This is a genomic window from Kothea flammea, from assembly GCF_052161645.1.
Classification (GTDB): Bacteria; Planctomycetota; Planctomycetia; order Pirellulales; family Pirellulaceae; genus Laterigemmans.
The window spans coordinates 4,630,670-4,656,220 of the sequence record NZ_CP197414.1 but is presented as its reverse complement, the minus strand read 5'-3'; the positions used below and the strand labels follow the sequence as shown (position 1 = coordinate 4,656,220).

The following is a 25,551-nucleotide window of genomic DNA, read 5'->3' as shown; positions in this document are numbered from 1 at the left end:
TCCTTTGGGAATGGTAGTTCCGACTCGCTTTGCGTATAATGCTAAAGTGTTAGTCGCAGAAATTCGGCTCAGACCAAAGTCTGAATCTTGACTTGTCTCTCTTGGTACGGGAATCCCCTCAGTGGTTTCCAATAGCGGTGGACCGCCAGGCGATCATGACGAAGAACGTGCGGAGCAACATCCCGCCACGTCGCGTGATCATGGTGACGCCAACAAATCGAGCCAGCCGGCGGATCGCGATGGCGGTTTGGGGGAGCCCCGAGAACGGGCGGACGACTTGGCTGACGACGTTGGTCATGGTACGCCAAACCAGCAACCTGCGACCAGTGGGGAGTCGGGACCGCGGATCAATTTGGAAGGGCAGGTGACCGCCGATCAAATTCCGCTCGATGTCACCGTCACCCAGGAACTGGGGTTTTCGAGTCAATTTGGCGGGTCAGGGGGGAGCGACGATTTCGAGCTCGATCTGCATGTCCCGGAAATCCCTAAGCAACTCGGCGAGTACGCCATCGAATCGTTGATTGGTGCTGGCGGGATGGGGCGAGTTTACAAGGCCGAGCACGTGCGGATGGCTCGCGTGGTGGCTTTAAAAACGTTGTCCCCGGAACGGATGCGAGCCCAAGAAGCGGTGCAGCGATTTTATTCAGAAGTCCGCGCGGCGGCCCGTCTGCTGCATCCCAATATCGTCACGGCCTTTGATGCGGGAGAGATTGACGGCTCGCATTACTTGGCCATGGAGTATGTCGAAGGGGAAACATTTTCTCAGCTCGTCGGGCGACGCGGGCCTTTGCCGGTGTTGGAAGCGGTCAAGTGGATTCGCGGGGCGGCGACCGGTTTATCGTTCGCACACGCTGCCGGGATCGTGCATCGTGATGTCAAACCTGGCAACTTGATGCTGGCCCTCGATGGCACCGTGAAAGTGCTCGACTTGGGGTTGGCAACCATCCGTCATGACGATCTGGAGCAGCCTTCGCGACGCGGGTTCTTGGTTGGTACGTTCCAATACATCGCGCCGGAACAACTGGAGAATCCGGACGCGGTTGATAGTCGCGCCGACATTTATTCGCTCGGCGCGACACTGTTTTATCTGCTCGCCGGACGGTCGCCCTACGCGGGTGAAATGCTGGAACAACTAAGACAGCACCGCGAAGGGCCGATCCCTGATTTATTCAGCGTTCGCCGCGACGTTGACTTGCGACTCGATCACATTTTCCAACGCATGATGGCCAAGCGTCCGCAGGATCGCTATAGCTCGCTGGCGGAAACGCTGGAAGACATCAACGCTTGGATGGCCGCCGGCGGAACGCCCTCTTGGCTTGCGGGGATTGGTCCCGTTTTCTCAAGCGGCGATATGCCAACGGCCAGCGATGCGCCATCCACGACTTCTAATTCTCACTTAGCGTTCGGCATCGATTTGGGCATGACTCACATCGCGGCCGCGATTTCAGACCCGACTGGCGCGTTGGAATTCGTTTCAGCGGGTGGACCGCAAAATCCTACTTTGCGAGCAGCTTTGTCGAGCCATGCTGGCCGGCTGGTGTATGGCGAAGAGGCGATGCAGCATCGGCTTGATCATCCTCAGGCATTGGTACACAGCGCGCATCTCTATTTGGGCCAGTCACGGGTCGATCGGCGAGTGATGGATCGCCAGTGCCCGCCGGAAGTCTTGTTGGCGATGATGCTCAGGCAAGTTCGCGTGACTGCTTGGCAGCGCAAAGGACGCCCCGCCGTCGTCGCGCTCACGGTCCCCGCTTGTTACGATCAATTGCATCGCCGCTCCATCCTGCATGCTGCTAAAATCGCTGGCTTTCACTCGATCCGCCTCGTCGATCGAGGTTTGGCGGCCGGGCAAAGTCAACTCCATCCCGACTTGGCCGCCGGGCCGCTGCCAGCCGCTGGGGATCTGCAACATTGGGTCGTGGCGAGTTTGACCGGTCTGGGCTGCGAAGCAATGGTCCTGCGGCACATCGGGGGACGGCTCGAAACCATTGCAACTGCCGGAACTTGGTTGGCCGGTGCGTTAACCTGGCAACGACGTTTAATCGACCTCGTGGCCGAGCAGTGTTTGCGATTGCATGGGATCGATCCTCGTCAAAGGTTGCGAGACGCCAGTCGTCTGCAACAAGCTTGCGAGAAAGCGATCAAGGACTTGCTGCTCCGCGAGCAGATTGACGTCCAGTTTCGGGCTGCCGGAAAAACTCGCACGGTCCCCGTCTCGCGAGCCATGTTAATTGCCGCGGGTAACGGCTTAATTACCAGCCTGTTGGAAGCGGTCAGCCAAGCGATTGCCAAAGCCAACATTACAACTGATCAGGTTGAGCGAATTTTGACGATCGGTTCGCTGACACGCTTGTCGCACGTGCGTAAGGCGCTGCTTGACCTGCTGAGCCGAGACGATGACCACGCGGCGATTGAGATTATTCCCGTCGATCGTCGCGCGCTGGCCCAGGGCGCGGCGCTGGTTGCTGCCGCCGAATTGCCGGGACGTGAAGGAGCCGCCAGACCACCGCAGGCCGCCGCGACTTATGACTTGGGGTTGTTGGCCTACCTGCCGGGTAAATCACAGTCGAGCACTTTCCCAGTCATTCCTCAAGGTACCGCCCTGCCAGCCCGTACCGGCCGCCGGTTGAATCGCAATAGTTCCTCTGCCGACACCCGTTCGCTTACCATTGTCGAGTCGGCGGGAGGCATCGATCATCCTTGGCGATCGCTCGGTTCACAGCCTTTGCCCGAGCTGCCGCCGGAAACGCCGTTGGAGGTGATCTTCGAAGTCAACATCGATGGCTTGTTGACGCTGCGGCTGCGCAACGGCAGCACGGGCGAAACCTCGCGGCTACCAAATTTCCCAGCCCCATTGCTGTCGCCCGAGCAACTGCAAAGCTGGACCGATTGGGTCGAGGATATCGTGCTCACTCAGTAGCACGAGGGGTATATCGTTTGACCGTTAGCCGGAGGCGTACGTTGTTTGGCAGTATTGTTGAGGGCAGAGTGCGCCTGGGACTGACTGTTAAACGAGATTACTGGCGGCCATTCGTTTAACCGTTAGCCGGAGGCGTACGTTGTCTGGTTTTATTGTTTTGGGCAGAGTGCGCCTGCGGCTGACGATTAAACGAGATTACTGGCGGCCATTCGTTTAACCGTTAGCCGGAGGCGTACGTTGTTTGGTTTTATTGTTTTGGGAAGAGTGCGCCTGCGGCTGACTGTTAAACGAGTTTGCTGGCGGCCATTCGTTTAACCGTCAGCCGGAGGCGTACGTTGTTTGGTTGTGTTGTTTAGGGACGAGTACGCCTGCGGCTGACTGTTAAACGAGATTACTGGCGGCCATTCGTTTAACCGTTAGCCGGAGGCGTACGTTATTTGGTTGTGTTTTTTTGGGAAGAGTACGCCTGGGACTGACTGTTAAACGAGATTACTGGCGGCCATTCGTTTAACCGTTAGCCGGAGGCGTACGTTGTTTGGTAGTATTGTTTAGGGAAGAGTACGCCTGGGACTGACTGTTAAACGAGTTTACTTTAAAACTCGATCACCAAGTTGTCCGTGGCCAACGCGGTGTTACCGAACAACCGCCGAGCGACAGCCACGTCGACTGGATCGTCAGTCGTCTCCAGTGGATTGATGTGCGCTAGCAATAATTGCCCGACCTCGGCTTTCCGCGCGATCTCGGCTGCTAGACTCGTCCAGGAATGCCCCGTCTTGATCGCCCACTCTCGGGCCGAGTCGCGAAAGTTACACTCGTGTAACAGCAGATCAACGTTGTGAATCCGCTGCACATATTCGGCGTGCAGGTCCCCCGTCGTGTCGCTGACGTACGCAAACGAGTGCTCGCCGACCACGGTTCGGGCTCCCCAGTCGACGCGAAAGCCTAAAGATCCTCCGGGATGCTCCAGCGGGAAAGCACTCAGTTCGCCCCCCAAGCCAATCGTGATCGTCGCGGCGGGAGTCAGCGGACACCAGGAAACCGGCAAGGCCACCGGGAAAATATGCTCGTTAAACAAATGAGTTCGAATCGCCTCGAGCTTGACTGGGTCGCCCCAAATTCGCACCTGCTCAACCGGTCGCTGGTATAGGATGTCCAACAGAAAAGTCAGCCCCATCACGTGATCCAGATGAGCGTGACTGAGCACGATGTCCAAGTGGTCCGTTTCGATCAGCGCGGGCAAACGATAGATCCCCGTGCCCGCGTCAAACACCAAACCGGCCGCCGGCAAAAAGTAGCAGGAGGTGTGGCGTTGATCGTTTGGATGGTAACCAGCGGTACCCAAGCAGTGGAGTTTCATAGCGCCTAATATAGTCGCCTGCTAAGCCACTGCCGAGCGTGCCAAGCCGCGATATTTTCGCCCCGCTTCGGCCGGCGGAAAAGCACGCTGCAGCTGAGCCGCATTTTTGCGGAACCAAGATGCGACCAACGATAACGTGTGCGGATACGGGCCGTGACCGCGATCGACCGTTTGCTCCGCAGCCACTGCCCAACGCTTGACGGTCTTGCGAACCGTCCCGTAAGTGGCCGGACATGTCGGTGCTGAGACCACGTCGTTGACTTCGCCGGCCCTGATGAAATACCAAATCCCCAGACCGTCGTGCCCCGGCACCGAATAGACAAATGTGTACTTTCCCCGGGCCTCGGCCAGCCAGGCTAGTTGACGGTACAGATAGTTCAGCGAACGCCAGTCGTCGCGAAGCTTGGCCGCGTGTTCAAAGTTCAAATCACGCGCAGCCCGCTCCATCGACTCTTGCACCTGCATCAATGGTTCCGCATTGAAACCATCTAAAAAGCTCCGCGCCTGATTGAGCTGCGAGTTGTAAGACTCCAGCGACACGGCCGCCGCGCAGGGCCCGCTGCAGGTGCCAATCTCAAATCGCAAACAGCCCGGCCGATGGTCCACGTCGAACAACGACAGCTGATTGGAAAAATGAAATCCCTGGCTGTTCTTGCAATCGCGCAAGCGAAAAAATGTATTGAGTGCGTCGACCGCTTGCCCCATCCGGCCCGCCCCGCGAAATGGCCCCTCGCAGGCGAGCGTGTCCTTGGGGGGAACCCGCGAGAGAAAAAAATAAGCCGCCGGTCCACGCCCCAAACAAAGGTAAACCGACCGCTGACGACGCGGCATCTCCTGCACGTTCCAACGTGGGGTCCAACGCCGAATCAACTGCTGCTCACGCAACAATGCGGCAAACTCCGAGGAAGACTCCTCCCAGACAATTCGCTCAGCCGCCGTAATGATCCGGCCCGCCTTCTCCTCGGCGACCGCCGGATTGAAATAACTCAGCAAACGATTCCGCAAACTCTTCGATTTCCCCACGTAAATCAACCGCTCGTCGCGGTCCAGCATGCCGTACACGCCGGGCAACTTGGGAACCGAAGTCCGCACCGCCTTGCGCAGCTCGCCCGGCAGTTTGCCCCCCACTTCAGTCAACTGGCGGGGCGCGTGTGGATCGAGGGAATTGGGTCCGAAACCAGCAAATTTAACGTCTTCCGTCCACATGCATCCCTGCCTCCATCCTTGGTGACCATAAGGTTTTTCCACACGGTATGTGTGGTTTTTGCTTACGGTTACGACTGTTTTTAACGAGTTTTACGATTCTCTGGCAATCAACAGTCTGACGCATCGCGGCCAGCGTCTGCAAGTCACTCAGAAAATTAATTGCTATTGCCCCACTTTTTAGTTTATCTGTAAGTTTTGGAAAACCGAATTTGGTTAAGCAAAGCATGCGACCACAAACTTGAGCTGTGAGGTTAACAATGGCGAGACCGCGAGCGAGGGAATTGACCGAGCGGGAGTTGGCGATCATGCACGTGTTCTGGGACTGTGCGGATGCAACCGCCGAGGAGGCTCGCGAGCAACTGGAACTTCGGGGCGAGTCGCTGGCTTACGTGACGGTGGCCAACGTGATTCGCGGTTTGGAAGCCAAAGGGGTGCTGCGGCAGTTGAACAAGGAGCGACCGTTTCGATTTCGGGCCGCCAAAACGTTTGAGGAAGTATCGCAAAACTTGCTCTCCGATTTAATGTCGCGACTGTTCTCGGGCTCGCGGCAAGCGATGTTGGTGCAGCTGTTGGCACGCCAGCGTTTGTCTGAAGATGAGCGGGCGTTTTTGCAAACGCTGCTTAGTGAACCGGACTCTGAAGACGGTAGCTTGTACGGATTCGTTGATAGCGACGACGATGGCTCTGGAAAGGACTTGGGAGCTGGACATGCAGACACATTTTGAACTGAACTGGTTGGCTGTGATTTGGCTGTGCGGTGGTTTGCAAGCGGCCGTAATTTTGGCCATTTCTTGGGTTTGGGCGAAGCGTCAATTGGATCGTGCTCCGGCTGTTGCGGCGCGGACTTGCGGTTGCGGGTTGTTGCTATCGAGCTTGTTGATTGGCGGCAGTTTTTTGCCCTTGCCGCGACCTGTGGCCGTCCCCGTCGACTGGTTTGGGGCGGGCTGGGGCGAGTCTTCAGCCGAGAGCGCGCGTGCCGAGCTGACGCGGGCTGATGGGATGATGGCTGATGGGGTGATGACGGATGGGGTGATGACGGATGCTACGTTTTCCGCTGGCGATCCGGCGAACGTGGATGGCATGGCAGGCGAGCAAAACTCTGCGGTCTCGCGAATGGGCTTGGGAGTTGACGCGCGGACCGCGCTCGCTTGGTTGCCGCGTTGGGCGCGGGTGGCAGATGGAGGTTGGTTGCCGCGTGCGGCCGGTTGGGGTTTGTTGGTGGCCGGCTGTTTTGCCGCTTTGGTAGGGCTTCGGATCGTGCTGGGGATTTTCACCGCGCTCAAGCTGTATCGCAGCAGCGTGATGGTGCCGCAGTTTCAGTGGCCGGCGGGTGTGCAGCAGTTTGTCAAACGGCATCCTCGCTTCGGCGCTGTCGAGTTGCGTGTGCACTTGGCGGTCGCGTCACCCTGTGTGCACGCGTTTTCTCGCCGAGTGGTTTACGTGCCGCCGGAGTTTTTTCTGTGGAGCGAGTTGGAGTCGGAAACCGCATTCGCTCATGAGGTGGCCCACTTGTTTCGCCGCGATCCGTTGTGGCGTTTTTGCAGCGAGTTGGGGATGTTGCTGTTGGCCATGCAGCCGTTGGCTTACCTGGTCCGCAAGCAATTTACTTTGGCACAAGAGATGGCCACGGATCAATTGGCGGCGACGCTGTTGCGGAGTCCTCAAGGATATCGTCGGGGGCTCGTGCAACTTTGTCTGCGGCTTGATCAAGGTCAGCCCAGTTTACGTTCTCGTTTTCGTTTCTGTATCGGAGTTTCCGGTATTTCCAATGGTTTGATCAGGAGGATCAAGATGCTTCACGGACAAGAAGGCAATCAGCGTTTGCAGGCCAAGAGTGGGCTTGGTTGGCCGACCGCCGGTGCGGCAATTGGCTTAACAATGTTGACGCTGGTCGTCGGCAGTTGGACTTTGCGAGCCGATGAACCGCAGCAGGGTGATGAACCGGTGCGCGTGGCGACACGGCCGCTGGATAGTAAGTCGCTTCCCCCGACGCCATTTTTTCAGGGCAGCAAAGCGCACACCGACGAACGCTTTCCGCTCAGCGAGGGTGTGTGGGAAGTTGACATCGAAAGGTTATTTCAGCACCCGTTGGTTTCGGCAGCTGTTTCCCAGGAAGTGTTGGACGCACTGTGCGAGCCGCGGGCTGATGGCACGCGCCCCGCGGCGGCCGACTTTGGATTGCGGCTTTCCTCTCTGAAGACGCTGCGATTCGCCCCCGCATTAACACTCAGCTTTGAGCCGCGCAACGAACGCCCCATGTCATTTGAGATGGGAGCCAGCGGTGGGGTGATTCAGAGTACGCAGGAGGTGGACTGGCCCGCTTTGGTTCAGGCGTTGAGCGTCGAACACTTCGGCCCCTCGGTGTCAGTTGCCGATCGGGATGCTTTGGTCTCCCAGTTGGCGGTTGGAAAGGAGTTGGCGATTGGTTGCGATGAACCGGGGGAAAACAGCAGCCAGCCGAATCCCCAGCTGGCGCTGCTTTGGCAGCAAGTTGCTGGTGGAGCGATCACTTTAGTGGCCAAGGCCCCGCCGATTCCCGACGTGGGTGACGCCGAATTGACGCAAGAGTATCAAACCAGTTTGGAAGTGGCCGATCAGTTTGCTGCACTCGGGTTGGGTATTGATTTGGACCCGACTTCGCCGCTGGTCAGCGTCCGCATCGGCTTGACCGGTAAACCGGGAGTGGCAACAGCCGATATGCTAGTCGCCGTTGAAAGCCTTCGCACGTTGATGTTGTCCAACGTCGACCGCGACACCGTGCGAGGCAAAATGCTAGCTGGCAAGATCGAAGCGGCCGTACCAAAAGTGATTGCGGAGGATGCTGCCGGTAGCACGTTGTTGATCGAGCTGGAGTTGGACCCGATTGCGACCTTTTTGTTGAACTGATTGTAAAACCGCTGTCCCCAGCTGTTTGCAATGTAGAACTGCTGTCCCCAGCTGTTTGCAATGTAGAACTGCTGTCCCCAGCTGTTTGCAATGTAGAACTGCTGTCCCCAGCTGTTTGCAATGTAGAACTGCTGTCCCCAGCTGTTTGCAATGTAGAACTGCTGTCCCCAGCTGTTTGTAGTCCCGCAAGCGATTGGGGACAATCGCTTTACAATGCAGTCCCGCAAGCGATTGGGGACAATCGCTTTACGTTGCGGCGATCTCATTGCAGACTTGGCGGGCTGCCGCGATCGTTTCCTCGATGTGAGCCGGTGTGTGCGTACGGCTGAAGAACATCGCTTCGTACTGACTGCAAGGCAAATAAACGCCGTGCCGAATCATGCCCCAGAAGAATTTCCCAAACCGCGCTGTATCGCTTTGAGCGGCCGTTGTCCAATCGGTCACCGGGCCGGGATTAAAGAACAGCGTCAACATGGCACCCACGTGCTGGACGCAGTGCGGCAGGCCAGCGTTGCTGGCTGCCGACTCTAGGCCAGCAGCCAGTTGATTGGCAAATTGTTCGAGATATTCATAAGGCGGATCTTCGGCTAAAATTTTCAGCGTGGCATTGCCGGCCGCCACAGCCACCGGGTTGCCGCTGAGCGTCCCGGCCTGGAAAACTTTTCCGGCCGGCAGCACGCAATTCATAATTTCAGCGCGACCGCCGTAAGCCCCCAGCGGCATCCCGCCGCCAACAATCTTGCCCAAAGTCGTCATGTCGGGCGTGACCTTCAAGCGGTCCTGAACACCGCCGAAGGCGACGCGAAAGCCGGTCATGACTTCATCGAAAATCAGCACCGCGCCGTGTTGTTCGGTCAACTGGCGGGCCGCTTCGAGAAAGCCTTCGCGAGGCGGCACGCAGCCCATGTTGCCAGCCACCGGTTCCACGATCACGGCGGCGATCTGGTCGGGGAAGTTGGCAAAGGCGGTCGCCAACGCCTCGGCGTCATTATAGGGCAGCACGATCGTGTCACCCCCGGCTCCGGCCGTGACGCCGGGTGAATCGGGCACACCCAAGGTCGCCGCCGCGCTGCCGGCTGAGACCAGCAACGCATCGACGTGACCGTGATAATTTCCCGCGAACTTGATCACCTTGGCCCGCCCGGTAAAACCGCGAGCGACCCGCAGTGCGCTCATCGTGGCTTCGGTTCCGCTGTTCACCAAACGGACTTTCTCGACGCTGGGGACCGCCGCGATGATCCGTTCGGCCAGTTCGCTCTCCGCCTCGGTCGGCGCGCCGAAACTAGTGCCTCGCGCGGCCGCCGCGGTGATCGCTTCGATCACTTGCGGGTGCGCATGTCCGAGAATCATCGGTCCCCAGGAGCCGATGTAATCGAGATAGCTTTGGCCATCGAGATCAGTCAAATAGGGGCCGTGGGCGCTGGCGATAAACAGCGGCGTGCCACCCACGGCACCGAAGGCACGGGCCGGGCTGTTAACGCCCCCCGGCATCAATTTGCCGGCGCGCGCGAATGCAGCCTGACTGCGGGGACCAGCGAACATTGGTTGGGTCGTCGACATGTTAGTAATCCGGCGGAGTCGGGGAATAAAAAAAGCTGGCGTATCGGGAATTGCTCTTAGGCTCTGAGATCCCAAGCTCGCATCGAATCGAGTCGCCCACGTGCCGTCAAATCGAAATGCAGCGGCGTCACCGTAACGTGGCCACGACGGAGTTCCGTGGCGTCGGTTTCATCTTTGGGGAGTTCACCGGGAGGCGTCCACAGCGCCCAGTAATAATCGCGACCGCCCGGATCGGTCCGTTTTTCATATTTGCCACCATATTGGTCCAGCCCCATCGGTACCACCTTGACCTCGGCCGCCGCCAACGTGGCCGCGGTAGGGATGTTGATATTGAACAGGCTGCCGGGCTGGGTATCTTTTTTCAGCAGCCCGCCGATCACGTTGCGAGCCACCACGGCAGCCGCTTGGAAATCGGCTTGCGGGTCGTACTCGAGGCTGACCGCGATGCTGCGAACGCCAAAAAAAGCACCTTCGATGGCTGCCGCGACAGTTCCCGAATAGAGCACGTTGATGCCGGCGTTGAGACCATTGTTGATGCCACTGACCACCAAATCGGGACGCACCGGGCAGAGTTCGCTGATCGCCAGTTTGACGCAATCGGCTGGAGAACCGTCGACCGCCCAGGCCCACTGGCGGTCATCTTGGAAAATCTCTTTGCAGATCAGCGGTGTCAGATAAGTGATCGCGTGGCCGACGCCACTTTGCTCGGTCGTGGGTGCCGCCACGAAGACTTCGCCCAAGTGGTGCAGTTGTGCAGCCATGGCGGCCAAGCCGGGTGCGTATACGCCGTCGTCATTAGTCAGCAGAATTTTCACGGTACCGTTTTGCAGCTGAGGAGGGGGCGAAGGGGATCGGGTAATTCGTTACGATCAGGGCACAACCCCTTGGGTGCCCGGGGACGCGTTCCTATACTTCGTGATTCTTCCCGCTATCACCGTTTGATCGCAAGGGTGCTTCCGTCGTTCCTGCGGAGCAAGATCCCTTCTTCACAACTATCCGCGCAGCGAGATTGATTCGTATGCCCAATGATTTGGCAATCGCCGAGACACAGCTGACAGACCAGCGGGTGGTGGTGTTGGACTTTGGCAGTCAATACGCACAACTGATCGCCCGTCGGGTCCGCGAGCAGAACGTTTATTGCCAGATCGTCCGCCACGACTTGCCCGCCAGTCGCATCGCCGAACTTGCGCCCCAAGGGATTATCCTCTCGGGCGGCCCCAACAGCGTCTACGCGGAAGGCGCGCCGAAATGTGATCCGGGGTTGTTCGATTTGGGGATTCCCGTGCTGGGGATTTGTTACGGCATGCAGCTGGCCTGCGAAGCATTAGGTGGTAGGGTCGAGCATACGCCCTCCCGCGAGTATGGTCGAGCCAGCTGTCGAATTGTCGCAGACGATAAATTGTTTGCCGGCTTGCCCGCGGAGACCGACGTCTGGATGAGCCACGGGGATCAGGTCTCGCAAGTGGGTGACGCATTCATCCCCTTGGCCACCACGGCGACCTGTCCGTTCGCCGCCGTCCGTCATCGCGAGCGGGCCGTGTTCGGCATGCAGTTTCACCCCGAAGTGACTCACACGCCGCTGGGCAACCAGATTCTGCACAATTTTGTCATGAACGTCTGCGGCTGTGAGGGAACGTGGCACTTGGGTGATTTTGCCGATGCCGCAATCGAGCATATTCGTCAGCTGGTTGGTGATCGCCGCGTCATCTGCGGGCTTTCCGGGGGGGTTGATTCGTCAGTCACTGCAGCGCTTTTGTACAAGGCAATCGGTCCCCAGTTGGCCTGCATCTTGGTCGACAACGGGCTGCTGAGAAAAGACGAACAGGCAGCCGTGATCTCGGAGTTTAGCAATCATTTCCAAACCGAACTGCACGTCGTCGACGCTCGCGAGAGATTTCTCCAGCAACTGGAGGGCATTACCGAGCCGCAAGAGAAACGGCGGCGGATTGGCTACGAGTTCATCGAGTGTTTTAAAGCCGAAGCGGAAAAAATCGAAGGCGCTCATTTCCTCGCCCAGGGCACCCTCTACCCCGACGTAATTGAAAGTGGTGCCGACGTCGATGGACCGGCGGCCACGATCAAATTACACCACAACGTGGGTGGACTTCCCGAACAACTTGGGTTCGAATTGATCGAACCGTTGCGGGATTTGTTTAAAGACGAAGTCCGCCGCTTGGGCTCCGAGTTGGGATTGCCCGACACGCTGGTCTGGCGACATCCTTTCCCGGGCCCCGGGTTGGCCGTACGGTGCCTGGGCGAAGTCACCGAGCAACGGTTGGCCGTGTTGCGGGATGCCGATGCGATTGTGGTGAATGAAATTAAGGCGGCCGGCCTCTATCGGCAAACCAGCCAATCGTTTGCCGTGTTGTTGCCTGTCGAAAGCGTCGGCGTCATGGGGGATGCCCGAACTTACGAAAACGTCATCGCCATCCGCAGCGTAAATACTGACGACTTTATGACGGCCGATTGGAGCCGTTTGCCGTATGATCTATTGGCACGCATCAGCACCAGAATTATCAACGAAGTTAAAGGCGTAAATCGCGTCTGTTACGACATTAGCAGCAAACCACCTGCCACGATCGAATGGGAGTGAGCTAGAGCGAGTTAAGATGGGAAAACAGTACATATACCAAATCGAAAATCTTGTTAAGAAACACGGCCCGAAAGTTGTCCTCGACAACGTCAGCCTGGCATTTTACCCCGGGGCCAAAATCGGTGTCCTCGGTCCCAACGGCGCGGGAAAATCGACGCTGCTGAGGATCATGGCTGGCCAGGATACCGAGTTCGAAGGCTCCGCGAAAATTTCTGCCGGGTTTACCGTCGGATACCTTTCCCAAGAGCCCGACCTCGATCCTGAAAAAACCGTTGCCGAAAATGTGCAAACGGCTGTGGCCGAACGACAGGGCATCCTCGATCGCTACAATGAAATCAGCACTCTGCTGGGCGAGATCGAGGATCCCGATCAAATGGAAAAGCTGTGCGACGAAATGGCCGTGCTGCAAGACACCATAGACGCAGGCAACCTCTGGGAACTCGATCGCCAAGTCGAAACGGCGATGAACATCATGAATCTCCCCCCCGGAGATTCACCCGTTACCAAGCTCAGCGGGGGCGAACGCCGCCGCATCGCGCTTTGCCAATTGCTGATCCGCCAACCCGATCTGTTGCTGCTTGATGAACCGACCAACCACCTCGACGCCGAGTCGGTCGCTTGGCTCGAACAGCACTTGCACAACTACAAGGGAACCGTCGTCGCGGTTACCCACGATCGATATTTCCTCGATAATGTGGCCCAGTGGATCCTAGAAATTGACCGCACCAAGGGGATTCCTTTCGAGGGCAACTACACCGCTTGGTTGCAAGCCAAAGAGAAACGACTTTCGCTCGAAAAACGCCAACAGAAAGCTCGCGATCGCACGCTCTCCCGGGAGTTGGAGTGGATCCGCATGAGCCCCAAGGCGCGGCAAGCCAAAAGCAAGGCGCGGATCAATGCCTACGAGCAAATGGCGGCCGAACAGTTCCAGGAAACTCCCGATGATCTAGAAATCCAAATCCCACCCGGTAAGCACTTGGGTGAACTGGTCATCGAAGCCCAGCATCTTTCCAAAGCCTTTGGCGACAAGCAACTGATTAAGGATCTAAACTTTCGCTTGCCAGCTGGCGGGATCGTCGGCATCATCGGTCCCAACGGGGCTGGCAAAACGACGCTGTTTCGCATGATGACGGGCCAAGAACCTGTCGATGAAGGAGATATCCGACTCGGCCCCACGGTCGAATTGGGTTACGTCGATCAGAGCCGCGATTCGCTTGATCCCGACAAGACGGTCTTCCAAGAGATCAGCGGCGGACACGAAACGTTTGACATGGGTGGTCGCTCCGTCAACGCTCGCTCTTACGTCTCGAAGTTCAACTTCAAAAAGACCGACCAAGAGAAAAAAGTCGGCGTTCTCTCCGGTGGAGAACGGAATCGCGTCCATTTGGCAAAGCTCTTGCGAAGAGGATGCAACGTGCTCTTGTTGGACGAACCAACCAACGACTTGGATGTCGATACGCTGCGTGCTCTCGAAGAAGCCATCATGAACTTTGCCGGTTGCGTCGTCGTCACCAGCCACGACCGCTGGTTCCTCGACCGCTTGGCGACTCACATTTTGGCTTTTGAAGGTGACGGTAACGTCTATTGGTGCGAAGGCAATTTCGAAGTCTACGAAGCAAGCCGTCGCGAACGTCTCGGATTGGAGTCCGGTGGCGGTGATCGTCAACGTTACAAGAGTATTCGTGGCTAAAGATATCAGTTTACCGATCGCTGCTCGGCTTGGCCGGTCGAGCTGTGATCTTTTCATTCCTAGTTAATTATATTGATCGCAAGTTTCGCGGAGGATTAAGGAAATGACCATCACTCGAGTTGGTAGTAACGCGCAGTACGCTGACGGTTGGGCAAACATTTTTGGCGGCAATACGGGCTCCAAGCCCAAAGCAAAAACAGCTAAGAAAACAGCCGCCAAGAAATCGGCCCCGGCAAAGGTGGCTGGCAAAACGTCAACGGCTAAAAAGTCGACGAAGAAGGCCGTCGTGAAAAAGACAGCCGTGAAGAAGGCTGCTGCTAAGAAGACGGCGCCCAAGAAAGCGGCTGTTAAAAAAGCGGCGACGAAAAAAGTGGCTGTCAAAGCTGTGAAGGGCAAGAAAACGGCGACTGCCAAGAAGTCCAGCAAGAAAGCAAAACGCTAACGCTTAGCCAAGTCTCAACGAGGCTATCAACGAAGCCGTTAACGACACCAATCACGACGCAACTCTCCCCCCACGGGGAGAGTTGTTTCATTTTGCGTGCACCGCGTGGCGACATCGGCTAAACTGATGGTCCCTTCGGATTCATCTGTCGAGGCTGTTGGCGAGCATCTTTGGCTTCACCAACAGCTTTGCTTCCCGCCTTTTAGAAAAAGTTTCCGAGATGCCTCAGAAACGAGCGAGCGCAGATTTCCTCAGCGCCGTGTCTCATTGGGTGCTGCTCGTCTTGGCCCTGTTAACTTGGTGGCAAACTTCTGCGCTGCCAAACGCAATTTGCGCGGCCCAACCGGAGCAACTCGACTTTGCCAGAGACATACAGCCGATCTTGAACGAGCACTGTCTCGATTGCCACAGCGGCGAGTCGGCCGAAGCTGGGCTGGCGCTCGATAGCCAGCTCGAAGCACTCCGCGGTGGCGATTCCGGGGAAGCGGCGATCGTCCCGGGCGAGGCGCTGAACAGTTACTTGATCCAACGAGTGATGACTGACGATGAAGCGGAGCGGATGCCACCCGACGGCGAGCCGCTGTCGGCCGAACACATTGAGATGCTCCAGCGTTGGATTAACGACGAGTCGACGTGGACGGACGCTCGGCAACAACTAGGTCAAGAGACGCTCACCCATTGGTCGTTCCAACCGCTCGCGCGTCCCCCACTGCCAGGGGGGGGTGCTCAGGCCGCGTCGCTGCAGCCCGTGGACGCGTTTGTGTGGCAGAGTTTGCGAGCTCAGTCGCTCGATTTTTCCCCACCAGCCGAGCGGCGGCGGTTGGTCAGACGCCTGTATTTGGTCATGCATGGTGTCCCTCCCACGCTCTCCCAAGTTGAAAATTTTGTCACTGATCAACGCCCAGACGCTTGGGAGCGATTGATCGAAGAGGTCCTGTCCAGCCCTCGCTATGGCGAGCGTTGGGGTAATTTCTGGTTGGACTTAGTTCGTTTCGGCGAGACGACCGGTTTCGAAACCAATCGCGAGCGGCCGCACGCTTGGCGGTATCGTGATTGGGTCATCAAAGCGTTCAACGAAGATAAACCTTACAACGAATTTATCCTCGAACAACTGGCTGGCGACGCGCTCGGTGCGCCGCTGGGGACGGGATTCCTGGTGGCCGGCCCCAACGACATCGTCAAGGGCCGAGATAAATTGCTGGGGTTGATGCAACGTGAAGATGAACTGGCCGACATTCTCAATACCACGGGAACCGCTTTTCTGGGGCTCACCGTCGGTTGCGCCCGCTGTCATAATCATAAGTTCGATCCCATTTCACAGACCGATTACTACTCTTTGCAAGCCGTTTTTGCGGGGGTTAACCATGGCGATCGCCAGTTGGCTGCCGAAGAGCGTGGTGGCGATAAGCTGAGCCAAATCACCAGCGAAATTGCCGAGCTGGAAACGGCCTTGGCCGAGTATCGGCGTCAGCCACAGCAAGCCCAAGTGGCCGCTGCTGACGGTTCGCCGCCCCCCGTCGCCCGCCCGGCAGTCAACGCCAAGCTGAATGATGAATTTTTGCAGCCGGTTATGGCGAAACACATTCGCTTTACCATCTCGGCCACCAACGCCAGCCAACCTTGCCTGGATGAACTGGAGATTTTCTCACGGGGAGAAAACGTGGCGCTCGCCACTGCCGGAGCAACGCCCTCGTCGGGAGGTGACTTTGAGCATCCGTTCCACAAGTTAGAACATATTAACGATGGCCGCTTCGGCAACGCGCGCAGTTGGATCGCCGCGCAAGATTCGGGAGGCTGGGTGCAAATTAGCTTGCCCGCACCGAAGCAGATCGACCACATCCGCTGGGCGCGCGATCGCGAAGGTAATTTTGCGGATCGCGTGGCTGTTGATTACAAAATCGAGGTTTCCCTAGATGGTCAGCAGTGGCAATTGGTGGCCAGCGACGACGATCGCCATCCCCCGGGGACACCCCCCGAGCAAATCTCCGACTACGTGATTGCCGATGCGGCGGAAGCAGCTCGCGAGCGGTTGCGAAAACAGCTTGCGCGGCTCACCGGTTTACGACGAGAACGTGATGATTTGACCCGTCCGATCACGGCCTACGTGGGAACTTTTAGCCAACCCGGTCCCACTCACCGACTCTACCGTGGCGAGCCAACCGCACCGCGGGAAACTGTTCTTCCAGCAGCGATCAGCTCGCTCAGTGATCTGCAGCTTCCTGCCGACACTCCCGAACGAGAACGTCGCTTGGCCGTCGCCCGCTGGATTGCCGCTGATGATAATCCGCTGACGCCCCGCGTGCTGGTAAATCGACTTTGGCAACACCATTTTGGCACTGGCATCGTCGACACGCCCAGCGACTTTGGCACCAATGGCACGCCCCCGTCGCATCCCGAGTTGCTCGATTGGTTGGCGGCCGAATTTGTCGCTTCGGGATGGTCGCTCAAGCATATCCATCGCCTGCTGCTGCGGTCGCGAACGTGGCAACAAGATAGCCGTCCGCGAGAGTCGGCGATTGCCGTGGATGCTGCCAGCCGGTTGCTGTGGCGATTTCCTCCGCGGCGCTTGGAGGCCGAAGCGATTCGCGATTCCATTTTGGCCGTCACGGACAAACTGCGGGTCGACGTCGGCGGGCCCGGATTTAGCGCCTTCGAGGTCGAACAGGAAAACGTGCGTCACTATTTCCCCAAGAAGTCATTCGGTCCGGCGGATTGGCGGCGCATGGTTTACATGACGAAAGTTCGGCAAGAGCGGGATGCGGTGTTCGGCGTTTTTGACTGCCCGGATTTCAACCAAGTCGTTCCCAAACGCAGTCGATCCACCACGCCGCTGCAAGCGTTGAACTTGTTAAACAGCAACTTTGTTCTGCAGCAAGCCACTTTCTTCGTCGACAGGCTGGCGGCGATGTCCACGGATGACGCTCAACGCGTTCGTTTGGCATATCAGTTCTGCTGCTCGCGGGAACCGGAAAATCATGAAGTGGAGTCAGCTTTGAAGTTCATCGCCGCCACCAATTGGACGCAGTTCGCGCGGGCGATGCTGAACGCCAACGAGTTTGTATTTATCCCCTGATGAAGCTGAGATTATGCATACCACACGACGTCAACTGTTGCTCAACACGGCCAACGGTTTAGGCGGCATCGCGCTGGCCAGTTTGCTCCATCAGCAGGGCTTGGGGGCGGCCGAGCGCACTCCCTTGCGTCCTGACATTGACGCCTCACGCCCCTTCGCCGCACGGCCATCGCATTTTCCGCCGCAAGCGAACAAAGTGCTGATGATCTTTTGCTCGGGCGCCTGCAGCCAACTTGATACGTTCGACTATAAGCCGGAGTTAATTCGCCTCGATGGACAACCAATGCCCGGTTCCGAGCAATTGGTCACGTTCCAAGGCGCGCAGGGCAACTTGACCAAAAGCCCCTGGGAGTTTCGGCCCCGCGGCGAGTGTGGCAAGATGGTTTCCGACTTGGTTCCGCATTTGGGAGACATGGTCGATGAGATGTGTTTCATTCATTCGCTGACCGGCAAAACCAACACGCATGGCCCGGGCGAGAACTTCATGTCGACCGGTTACACCTTGGACGGTTTTCCCAGCATGGGAGCCTGGGTGACTTGGGGGTTGGGTACCGAAAATGAAAATTTGCCCGCTTACGTGGCGATTCCCGATCCGCGTGGCACTCCGCAGTCGAGCGTCAATAATTGGGGGCCCGGTTTTTTACCCGCCGCTTTTCAAGGGACCGATTTCAACGCCAGTCAACCGCTGCGAAATTTGCAACGCCCCGCAGCGTTCGATGATGCCACTGACCGCCGCACCCGCGAGTACTTGCGCGAGCTGAATCAACATCATCTGGATACTTTCTATCCCGGTGACAGTGAGTTAGCGGCCCGGATTGCCAGCTATCAACTGGCGGCAAAGATGCAACTGTCGGTGCCGGAAGTTGCCGACTTGTCCACAGAATCAGCCCACACGCTGCGTGATTATGGTGCCGACGACAGCAGCAATCCAATCAAGCAAGGTTACGCACGCAATTGCGTACTGGCTCGTCGCTTGATTGAAAGTGGCGTGCGATTCGTCCAGCTTTTCAATGGTGCTTATCAAACGGGCGGAGAAGGGGTCAGCAATTGGGATGGACATAAACAACTGAAGGAACAATACAGCAAACATGGTCCGGTGATGGATCAACCGACCGCCGCGCTATTGAGAGATCTCAAACAACGCGGGCTGTTGGAAGATACTTTGGTTGTTTGGTGCACGGAGTTCGGCCGTATGCCAACCTTTCAAGCCGGGGCCAGCGGACGCGACCACAACCCCGAGGGCTTTACCGCCTGGCTTGCTGGCGCTGGGGTTAAGGCTCCGTTTACCTACGGCGCGACGGACGAATTCGGCTACAAAGCGGTGGAGAATGTGGCGACGGTGTATGACTTCCACGCCACGATCTTACATTTATTAGGCCTCGATCACGAGCGTTTATCTTATTATCACAACGGTTTTGAACGTCGTTTGACCGACGTCCATGGCCACGTAATCAAAGATATTTTGGCGTTCTAATTGGTGTTAGTTGTTAGCCGTTTGGCCGCTAGGCCCGGTTTCCGTTTTGAGCCGAACTAGTCGCGCACAACCGAACGGTGGCTAGCGCCAAAACCGCTAACGATTGCACGGTGGCTAGCGTTAGAACCGCTAACGATTTCTCAAAGTGCGATAGTGACTGTTTTCGATTCCAAATAGGGCTTGAGGCCTTCTTCGCCCAACTCGCGTCCGTGTCCACTCATCTTAAAGCCACCGAAAGGTGCGGCGGCGTCAAAGACGTTGTAACAGTTCACCCACACGGTTCCGGCTCGCACGCGGGCTGCGTAGTCGTGGGCGCGACTGAGATTGTTAGTCCAGACGGCGGCAGCCAAGCCAAAGCAAGTGTTGTTGGCACGCTGGATCATTTCATCGGTGTCTTTGAAACTTAACACGCTGAGGACTGGTCCGAAGATTTCCTCTTTGGCGATCGCCATCTCGTCGGTCACGTTCGCGAACACGGTCGGCTGGACGAAATAGCCACGATCTCCCGCCCGCTTGCCACCGGCGACACAATTCGCGCCAGCTTGTTTGCCTTGATCAATGTACGACATGATCTTGTCAAACTGGGCCTGGTCGACTTGAGGGCCTTGTTCGGTGGTGGAATCAAAGGGATCGCCGATGCGACGTTGCTGCGTGAGAGCTACCAATTTTTCCATGAAAGCATCGTGCACGGATTCTTCCACAAAGACTCGACTGCCAGCGCAACAGCATTGTCCCTGATTGAAGAACAAGCCGTTATAAGCTCCCCTGGCGGCGGCGTCCAAATCGGCATCGGCAAAGACCACGTTGGGACTTTTGCCACCCAACTCGAACGTCAATCGTTTGAGCGTGTCGATCGAATCACGCGTGATCACTTGAGCCGTTCGATGCTCCCCCGTGAAAGCGACTTTGTCGATCAAAGGATGCTTCACGATCGCCGCCCCGGCCGTCGGGCCGTAGCCGGGCACGACGTTGATCACGCCTGGGGGAAAACCGGCCTGCTGAGCCAGGGCCGCCATTCGCAGGCAGGTCAACGGCGTTTGCTCGGCTGGTTTCATGACCACCGTGCAACCGGCCGCCAAGGCGGGGCCCCACTTCCAAGCCGCCATCAGCATGGGAAAATTCCAAGGGATAATCTGCCCGGCAACACCCACCGGTTCCTTCCGCGTGTAGCAGAAGTAATTTCCCCGGATGGGCACCGTGCTGCCTTGAATTTTATCAGCGAAACCGGCGTAATAGCGCAGCACATCGATCACCAAGGGTAAATCGGCGGTGCGACTATCCTTGATCGGTTTGCCATTGTCGAGTGTCTCCAGGGCGGCCAGATCGTCCAGTTCATCTTCGATTAAATCGGCCAAGCGATAGAGCAGCCGCCCCCGATCGGCAGCGTCCATCTTCGGCCAAGGCCCACTTTCAAAGGCCCGACGAGCCGCTTTGGCGGCACGGTCAATGTCCTCGGCGTCCCCCTCGGCGACTTGAGCGATCTCCTCTTCGGTCGCCGGATTGATTGTGGCGAATGTTTTTCCACTGGCAGCCGGTACCCATGCGCCATCGATAAAACACTCGGTGTGATCGATTTTAGCCTGTACGGCAGTTGGTTCAGTCATGATTGACATCGCAGATCACTCTCGGTTGAGGGGAATTCCGGAAACAGAAGCTGGTCAACGGCGGGGATTCACCACCAAAAGACGCTTTCAAGGATCATTCTACGCCATTGTCTCGCGTCTTCTCAAGCCGTGTCGTGCCACGGTTGCAATCCCTTCTGGATTTTCCCGCCCCCGGTTAGGTGCCGATTGGCAAGATCTTCGTCGGTAGAACGAATCCATGTTGGCGATGGTCAGCCAGCAGCGTTGTAGAGTTTGATATGTTAGCTTTGACTCAAAAATCTCCACCGTGGGTGGCTTGTAAGTGGTAGTAAATGCGGCACAATTGTCGCTGAACTGATCAAGCCCCTCTCTCGCTATCCAAATCTATAGGAAAATTAAAACATGTCCGACCAGTTACCCGCCGCCCAAAAGTCGACTTCAGGCTTGAAAATTGTCCTGATTGTTTTGCTCGTCCTCTTCGGCTTGGGGATCCTTGCTTGTGGCGGTATCGCAGCCTTGACCTACTTCGGTTTTGATAAACTCCAGCAAGCCGCTGGCGAAGAGTTCCAAAAACAACTGGCGGGCAACCCGACGCTGGAAGCAGAGGTCGGCGAAAACTTTACATTGAAAATGGACCTGATGGAAACGGGCCGGAGAGCTCAGGAAAATCAAGGCAAGCAGATCATCGTATTTAACGTCGAAGGCCCCAAGGCCAGCGGCGTGCTGATTGCCGAACCGGGCAGCAACAACAAAATCGCCAAGGCTACGCTAGAACTCTCAGATGGCAAAGTGGTCGAGATTCCGATCGAAGATACCGCTGCCCCCGCGGTCGATGCCGCAGAGGGACTTGACCCCCTTGATGTCGATCTGGGTGATTTACCTGGCGATGACGCTGCAGGCGTAGAACAGCCCGAAGTTCCCTAGTCTCCCACACTGACTCGCGGCGTTAGCGAAGAAAATGAGCATGATTTTCTCGCTAACGCCGCGCTGATTGTTACGAACGCTCCTTTACTTACTTATCAATTACTTGGTGCCGGTCTGCCGGGCCCATGACCAGCGTTGGGCGCACCGGCACCAGCCGTGGCAGGGCGTCGTTGTTGGGGATAAAGACAGCAATTTGAAGGACAAACGTCGTGCCAGGGGCCGAGCTCGCCCAAAGCGGTGCGAGGATTTTCGGGGCCGGGGTGCAGACGCTCGCAAACCAAATCGACGATCATTTTCACGTAAGCGGGGTGTGTTCCCACCGTTCCCGCGCGGGCCATCGGTAACCCAATCGCTTCGCACAAATCGGCCGCTTCCTCATCCAGGTCAAACATGACTTCCATGTGGTCACTGATGAAACCAATCGGCACGACCACGACGGCTTTCAGCTCGCCCGACTCGTGCCCCTCTTTGAGATAATCGCAAACATCCGGTTCGAGCCAAGGTTGCTGTGGCGGGCCACTGCGGCTCTGATAAACCAGTTTCCAATCCGCCACGCCCACCGTCTCAGCCACTAGCCGGCAGCTCTCGCGAAGTTGTTTTTCGTAGTCGGCGTTGTCGGACATGGAAAAAGGAATGCTGTGGGCGGTGAATACCAATTGGGGTCCCTGCGGAGTTTTCGCAGCCAATTGTTCCATCGCCTCCCGCACGCGGTCTCCCATCGCTTCGATGAAGCCCGGATGGTTGAAACCGAAACGCAATTTTTCCACCGCGGGAGCTCCTTCGCCCACTTCGGCTTGCGCCGCGGCGATGTTCTCACGGTACTGTCGACAGCCGCTGTAGCAGCTGAACATGCTGGTGAAAAAAGCGAGCGAACGGCGATGACCCTGGTCACGCATTTCCGCCAGCGTGGCTGGCAGTAGCGGGTCCCAATTACGATTACCCCAGTAAATTGGCAGTTCGATACCTGCTGCGGCGAAAGCTGATTTTAAGGCCGCGATCAACTCCCGATTCTGCTCGTTGATCGGGCTGACGCCGTCGAAATGGTTGTAGTGCTCGGCCACTTCCAGCATCCGTTCTCGGGGCACATTCTTGCCCCGCAAGACGTTCTCGAGGAAGGGCATCACATCGTCGGGACCCTCGGGTCCACCAAATGAAATGAACAGCAGGGAGTCGTAGGGGGGCGGTGAATTTGACACAGGAACCGGACTTCTTTGTCTGCGAGAGATTGAAAACACGAGCTGCGGTCAGCTTGCTAATTATTGCGTCGGCGTCAAGCGGGTTGTGATCGAGCGGAGACCACAAACAACTCGCCAGACGCTAAAAGCCGCACAATCGTCAAATTCATCACATTTGGAGTAAACTTCGCCACCGCGGAGGTCGATGAACCGACAAAGCCAATATCTGGTTTTCGTTAGTCCTCTGCTGCGGGCCTTGTTTTCGCCAAACGAAACTTTCAGGCTTGGCACGAACGACTAATCTGAGTTAATCAGACCGGCGTTGATCGCCCTAGGAATGAGCTGAATGAAAACGCCACGACTAAAACTATTTCGACTCTACTCGCCGTCCGCTTCGTCCACTCCCGAGGGAGAGTCTGGGGCGCCAGAAAGTGAGAGGCGAGAGTCGGGGGAACCGACCGCCGGCCAGCCAGTCGCCGGCCCTGACAAGCCGACAGCCAAGTTGGCTGCTATCGCAGGCCCGTCTGGAGCAGGCAACGCGGCCGATAATCGGCAAGCGCCGATGATGCCGGTTGCCGTACGAGATCTCGTGCCCCTGTTGGTCGACGCTTTTCAATCCGATCGCACTTGGCTGAAAGATTTTGGCCAGGAGCAAATTCAAGTGTCCCCCGATTTCTACGACATTTTGTTGGCCTATCAACAACTTCGTCGCTGCGACGCCGCATAAATCGCCTTGGAATCGGACTAGCTATTTTTTTGCACTTTTTGGTAATGCTACTGGCTACGGTAGACCGACGTCGGTCCGCCCGAGAATCAACTCTAGCCAGGCGAGTGTCTGATGCGTTCAATCGCGGTCATCAATCAGAAGGGTGGCGTAGGCAAAACCACGACGGCCGTTAACTTATCAGCGGCTTTGGCCGACGCAGGGAAACGCGTCTGTGTCTTGGACCTTGATCCCCAAGCGCATGCGTCGCTGCACCTCGGCCTGTCGGTGATCGACGAAAACAGCATGTACGAAGTGCTGTGTGGGAACGCCTCGATTGCTGACGCCCGTCGCGACATAACCGAAAACCTCTCGGTCGTCCCCTCCAACCTTGATTTGGCAGCATCCGAAATGGAGTTGGCCGGTGAGGTCGGCCGGGAGATGATTCTCCGCGACAAATTGGCTGTCGATCGAGAACCTTTCGATTACTTGATCCTCGATTGCCCCCCGTCCTTAGGTGTCTTGACGATCAATGCGCTAGTCGCCGTCGATGAAGTCTTCCTGCCGTTGCAGCCACACTTCTTGGCGTTGCACGGGTTAAGCAAGCTGCTGCGTACGGTGGAAATTGTTTCTCGGCGTTTAAACAACCGGCTGCGTCTCTCCGGCACCGTGCTCTGTATGTATGATTCCAACACGCGGTTGGCCGCGGAAGTTAGCAATGACGTGCAAAGCTTCTTCACAGCCAACCAGGATACGGCGGGCGTGTTGAGCGGAGCCAAGTTCTTCGACACCAAGATCCGGCGAAATGTACGCTTGGCCGAAGCCCCCAGTTTTGGTCAAGCTATTTTTCAATATGCTCCGACCAGCAACGGGGCCGAGGACTATCGCAATCTAGCCGAAGAGGTTTTACAGCAGGAGCAAGGCGGCTTTCTGCTCGGACAACAACAGCGTGACCAGCCGGTGGCGGCTTAACCGACCACAACCTTACGTAGGTTGTTCTTAACGCTCCGCATGCACGGCGAACACGCCTCGCATTTTTTCGGTGATCCACGGGTCGGGAGCATTTTTTCGCCCCGTGACAAGATCGGCAAAGTTGTCTGCTAAGACTTCCTCGGGATGAATAATGTAGCCGGTGTTTCGTCCGATCTGGCGACCAAAGTCGGGATGGTTGGGCGAGTGGAAAATGACCATGTCATCGCGTATGACAGGTTGATAGCTGCCGTCCTCATCATCGCGGGCAACCTCCATCAGTTGAAATTGCAGATAAGCGAACATCCGGCGGCTCTTTTCTGGATCATAGAATTTGTCCGCAAACAACACTGGTGCGGCAAACACTTTTTGCTCGCCAGTGTTGCGCAGTTCAATGATGTGTTGAATGATCGGCGCGTCGGGATTGGTGATTCGCAAGTCACGCAAATTCTTAGGCAGCAAGACTTCGCCCACCAAGCGAAAGCCAATTGTCGCGTACAGTCCGTCGCGCAGCACTGGATAGCGGCGCGAGATCACGTGAAAACACTCGTGTGCGAGCAGCTTTGCCAAATCACCTCGGTCAGATTGCAAACGGGCCGTCGGCAAAACCACCGCGGTCCCGCGGGTATATGCTGCCCCCGCCTCTTCGCGTCCGCTGGAATGGATCATCTGAATCGCTGGCAAACCTTGCGGGACCAGTGTCCGGATCGCCGGCTCCACCAATGCAAATGCCTCCCGCACCGTTTGCTGTTGTGCTGCGGTCCAGGGCCGAATCTCAGCGGCAACAAAATCTAAATATTGCTCACGCGTGACAGACTGCTTTGCTTGCATTCGGGATTGCAGATCAAAGGGGCTGAGGCGGGAGAGGAAATCATCCTCAGTCGAAAGGATTTTCACGCCCATTTCGACGCTGGCAAACTCGATCTGCAATGGCTTGCCGGGAACCGTTTGGCCAGGCACCTGAGCGCTCGCCCTGCCTGTGGCAACCACACTACT

The 25,551-nt window shown here is 57.1% G+C and carries 18 protein-coding genes; 11 read left to right on the top strand and 7 right to left on the bottom strand.

The window, feature by feature from the left end:
- Nucleotides 1–121 precede the first annotated feature (121 nt).
- Nucleotides 122–2,920 carry a protein kinase domain-containing protein gene (locus SH139x_RS17475; RefSeq protein ID WP_488351059.1) on the top strand — a complete coding sequence of 933 codons (2,799 nt, stop codon included), beginning with the start codon at nt 122–124 and terminating at the stop codon, nt 2,918–2,920.
- Nucleotides 2,921–3,512: 592 nt separating this feature from the next.
- Here the strand turns inward: SH139x_RS17475 and SH139x_RS17470 are convergent.
- Nucleotides 3,513–4,277, bottom strand: coding sequence for an MBL fold metallo-hydrolase (locus SH139x_RS17470; protein ID WP_488351058.1), 765 nt, complete (start codon nt 4,275–4,277; stop codon nt 3,513–3,515).
- 21 nt (nt 4,278–4,298) lie between these two features.
- Complete coding sequence (locus SH139x_RS17465; RefSeq protein WP_488351057.1) at nt 4,299–5,483, bottom strand: GIY-YIG nuclease family protein; 1,185 nt, start codon at nt 5,481–5,483, stop codon at nt 4,299–4,301.
- Nucleotides 5,484–5,740: 257 nt separating this feature from the next.
- Between SH139x_RS17465 and SH139x_RS17460 the strand changes: the two genes are divergently transcribed.
- Both SH139x_RS17460 and SH139x_RS17455 read left to right on the top strand, forming a co-directional pair.
- On the top strand, nt 5,741–6,208 hold the full coding sequence (locus SH139x_RS17460; RefSeq protein ID WP_488351056.1) for a BlaI/MecI/CopY family transcriptional regulator: 468 nt from the start codon (nt 5,741–5,743) through the stop codon (nt 6,206–6,208).
- Nucleotides 6,192–8,369: a M56 family metallopeptidase gene (locus SH139x_RS17455; RefSeq protein WP_488351055.1), complete on the top strand. Its 2,178-nt coding sequence runs from the start codon at nt 6,192–6,194 to the stop codon at nt 8,367–8,369. Before SH139x_RS17460 ends, SH139x_RS17455 begins: the two co-directional genes overlap by 17 nt.
- Before the next feature lie 246 nt (nt 8,370–8,615).
- Here the strand turns inward: SH139x_RS17455 and hemL are convergent, their stop codons facing one another.
- Together hemL and surE are read right to left on the bottom strand one after the other, a co-directional pair.
- Nucleotides 8,616–9,929, bottom strand: coding sequence for a glutamate-1-semialdehyde 2,1-aminomutase (gene hemL, locus SH139x_RS17450; RefSeq protein ID WP_488351054.1), 1,314 nt, complete (start codon nt 9,927–9,929; stop codon nt 8,616–8,618).
- A gap of 56 nt (nt 9,930–9,985) precedes the next feature.
- Nucleotides 9,986–10,744, bottom strand: a complete 759-nt coding sequence (gene surE, locus SH139x_RS17445) for a 5'/3'-nucleotidase SurE (RefSeq protein WP_488351053.1) — start codon at nt 10,742–10,744, stop codon at nt 9,986–9,988.
- A 203-nt stretch (nt 10,745–10,947) separates the two neighbouring features.
- On the opposite strand from surE, the gene guaA reads away from it, so the two are divergent.
- The 5 genes from guaA (at nt 10,948) to SH139x_RS17420 (ending at nt 19,201) form a co-directional block, all read left to right on the top strand.
- Entirely contained in the window at nt 10,948–12,522 is a 1,575-nt protein-coding gene (gene guaA, locus SH139x_RS17440; RefSeq protein ID WP_488351052.1) for a glutamine-hydrolyzing GMP synthase, read from the top strand.
- Nucleotides 12,523–12,538: 16 nt separating this feature from the next.
- Nucleotides 12,539–14,212, top strand: a complete 1,674-nt coding sequence (ettA, locus tag SH139x_RS17435) for an energy-dependent translational throttle protein EttA (RefSeq protein WP_488351051.1) — start codon at nt 12,539–12,541, stop codon at nt 14,210–14,212.
- A 103-nt stretch (nt 14,213–14,315) separates the two neighbouring features.
- Nucleotides 14,316–14,654, top strand: a complete 339-nt coding sequence (locus SH139x_RS17430; RefSeq protein WP_488351050.1) for a hypothetical protein — start codon at nt 14,316–14,318, stop codon at nt 14,652–14,654.
- A 220-nt stretch (nt 14,655–14,874) separates the two neighbouring features.
- Complete coding sequence (locus tag SH139x_RS17425; RefSeq protein ID WP_488351049.1) at nt 14,875–17,727, top strand: DUF1553 domain-containing protein; 2,853 nt, start codon at nt 14,875–14,877, stop codon at nt 17,725–17,727.
- A 13-nt stretch (nt 17,728–17,740) separates the two neighbouring features.
- Nucleotides 17,741–19,201: a DUF1501 domain-containing protein gene (locus SH139x_RS17420; protein WP_488351048.1), complete on the top strand. Its 1,461-nt coding sequence runs from the start codon at nt 17,741–17,743 to the stop codon at nt 19,199–19,201.
- Between the two features lie 140 nt (nt 19,202–19,341).
- Here SH139x_RS17420 and SH139x_RS17415 read toward each other — a convergent pair whose 3' ends face one another.
- Nucleotides 19,342–20,814, bottom strand: coding sequence for an aldehyde dehydrogenase family protein (locus SH139x_RS17415; protein WP_488351047.1), 1,473 nt, complete (start codon nt 20,812–20,814; stop codon nt 19,342–19,344).
- 372 nt (nt 20,815–21,186) lie between these two features.
- Between SH139x_RS17415 and SH139x_RS17410 the strand changes: the two genes are divergently transcribed.
- Nucleotides 21,187–21,708, top strand: a complete 522-nt coding sequence (locus SH139x_RS17410) for a Coa1/Tim21 domain-containing protein (RefSeq protein WP_488351046.1) — start codon at nt 21,187–21,189, stop codon at nt 21,706–21,708.
- Between the two features lie 95 nt (nt 21,709–21,803).
- On the opposite strand, the gene SH139x_RS17405 is transcribed toward SH139x_RS17410, so the two are convergent.
- Nucleotides 21,804–22,904, bottom strand: coding sequence for a ferrochelatase (locus SH139x_RS17405; RefSeq protein ID WP_488351045.1), 1,101 nt, complete (start codon nt 22,902–22,904; stop codon nt 21,804–21,806).
- Nucleotides 22,905–23,229: 325 nt separating this feature from the next.
- On the opposite strand from SH139x_RS17405, the gene SH139x_RS17400 reads away from it, so the two are divergent.
- Nucleotides 23,230–23,610 carry a hypothetical protein gene (locus SH139x_RS17400; protein WP_488351044.1) on the top strand — a complete coding sequence of 127 codons (381 nt, stop codon included), beginning with the start codon at nt 23,230–23,232 and terminating at the stop codon, nt 23,608–23,610.
- A gap of 111 nt (nt 23,611–23,721) precedes the next feature.
- Nucleotides 23,722–24,558, top strand: coding sequence for a ParA family protein (locus tag SH139x_RS17395; RefSeq protein ID WP_488351043.1), 837 nt, complete (start codon nt 23,722–23,724; stop codon nt 24,556–24,558).
- A gap of 27 nt (nt 24,559–24,585) precedes the next feature.
- Here SH139x_RS17395 and SH139x_RS17390 read toward each other — a convergent pair whose 3' ends face one another.
- Entirely contained in the window at nt 24,586–25,515 is a 930-nt protein-coding gene (locus SH139x_RS17390; protein WP_488351042.1) for a hypothetical protein, read from the bottom strand.
- Nucleotides 25,516–25,551: the final 36 nt, after the last annotated feature.